This window comes from Cellulosimicrobium sp. I38E (assembly GCF_001647255.1).
Taxonomy (GTDB): Bacteria; Actinomycetota; Actinomycetes; order Actinomycetales; family Cellulomonadaceae; genus Cellulosimicrobium; species Cellulosimicrobium cellulans_E.
Map to the genome: position 1 here is coordinate 1 of NZ_LUAZ01000101.1, position 1,708 is coordinate 1,708.

Below are 1,708 nucleotides of genomic sequence, written 5' to 3' on the forward strand. Positions count from 1 at the left end.
TCCTTGGAGCCATGCCGTGACGTCCCCGCGCCCCGCCACCGATCCCGCCCTCCCGCAGGCCTCCTTGGAGCCATGCCGTGACGTCCCCGCGCCCCGCCACCGATCCCGCCCTCCCGCAGGCCGTCCTGTGGGACATGGACGGGACGCTCGTCGACACCGAGCCCTACTGGATCGCGGCGGAGCACGAGCTCGTCGACGCGCACGGGGGCACGTGGACGCACGAGGACGCCATGTCCCTCGTCGGCAACCCCCTGCGCGAGTCCGCGCGGATCATCCGGGACCGCGGGGGAGTCGACCTGCCGATCGACGAGATCGTCGCGTTCCTCATGGGGCGCGTCATCGAGCAGGTGCGGGCGGAGGTCCCGTGGCAGCCCGGCGCGCGCGAGCTGCTCACGGCGCTGCGCGAGGCGGGCGTGCCGTGCGCGCTCGTCACGATGTCGTACCGCGAGCTCGCGGCTCCGGTCGCCGAGCTCGCGCCGGACGACGCGTTCCAGGTGCTCGTGTGCGGGGACGAGGTCGAGCGCGGCAAGCCCGACCCCGAGCCCTACCTGCTCGCGGCCGAGCGGCTCGGCGTCGACGTCGCGCGCTGCGTCGCGATCGAGGACTCGCCCGCGGGCATCGCGTCCGCCCGCGCCTCCGGCGCGGCCACGCTCGGCGTGGAAGCCGTGGTCCCCGTCCTCCCGGCGCCCGGCCTGAGCCGGACGCCGTCGCTGGAGCTCGTCGACCTCGACCTGCTCGCCCGGCTCGTCTCCGGCGAGGTCGTCGACCTCATGGCCGACGACGCCGCCTAGTCCCGGGGGAGGCGCGCCGCGTCGCGGCGGTACATCGCGGCGTGGTCGTGCAGGTCCGGCCGATCGGTCTTCCGGGCGTGCGCGTCCGTCCAGTCGGCGAGGTCCCGGAGACGGTCGTGCATCGCCGACAGCACGTCGTCGGGAGCCGGCGCGCGGTCGCGGCCGTAGCCGGCGAGCAGCTCGGCGAGCCGCTCCTCGGGCGCGAGCCCGGGCGGGGCCGGCATGTCCTCGCACCAGCCGCACAGTCGGTAGGCGAGGTACGCGACGTCCCAGACCCGGGGCCCGGGCGACGCCATGTCCACGTCGATGAACCCGACGAGGGTGCCGTCCGCGCGGACCATGTTGTACGGCGCGGCGTCGTTGAGGCACACGACCTCGGCCGGCTCGCGCACCGGGGAGCGCCAGACGGCCCGCGCGAGACCGAAGCCGACCGTCGCGTCGTGCCACGCGCGCAGCATCGCGCCCGACTCGCGCAGGGTCGAGCGGTCCCAGAGCCAGTCGGGGAGCGGCCAGCCGCCGACCTCGCCCTCGGTCCAGGTCAGGACCTCGCGGCCGGCGTCGTCGAGGCCGAGCGGGGCGGGCGCCACCGAGACCCCCTGGGCGCGGACCCACGCGAGGAGCGCGTGGATCGTCGGGGTCCACGGTCCCCCCGTCCGGTGCACCGTATCGCCGACGCGGACGACCTCGTTCACGTTGCCGCCCGACAGCTCGAGCTCGACGGGGGCGGGGTCGTCGGTGCGCACCGACCGATGGTGGCACGGTCCGGTCCTCCGCCCGCAGGGCTTTTCCTCCCGGCGCTCGGAGCAGCCCGGCGAGCAGGAAGCGCGGCGCGCGGGCCCGTGCGTCACGACGGGCGGTCTCGTCCCCACGGCGCTCGTCCTGCTCGCCGGGCTGCTCCGAGCGCCGGGAGGAAAAGC

The 1,708-nt window shown here is 75.9% G+C and carries 3 protein-coding genes; 2 read left to right on the forward strand and 1 reads right to left on the reverse strand.

Translation table 11 applies throughout. The annotated features are described in order from the left end of the window. The first annotated feature begins 77 nt into the window (after nt 1-77). Nucleotides 78-791, forward strand: a complete 714-nt coding sequence (locus A0J59_RS21005; protein WP_082141208.1) for an HAD family phosphatase — start codon at nt 78-80, stop codon at nt 789-791. Here A0J59_RS21005 and A0J59_RS21010 read toward each other — a convergent pair. Next, complete coding sequence (locus tag A0J59_RS21010; protein WP_064317350.1) at nt 788-1,534, reverse strand: phosphotransferase; 747 nt, start codon at nt 1,532-1,534, stop codon at nt 788-790. The two genes, A0J59_RS21005 and A0J59_RS21010, sit on opposite strands and share 4 nt — an antisense overlap. Here A0J59_RS21010 and A0J59_RS22165 point away from each other — a divergent pair. After that, nucleotides 1,527-1,708 (forward strand): hypothetical protein (locus tag A0J59_RS22165; RefSeq protein ID WP_220084531.1); only part of this gene is annotated, 182 nt, incomplete at its 3' end. The two genes, A0J59_RS21010 and A0J59_RS22165, sit on opposite strands and share 8 nt — an antisense overlap.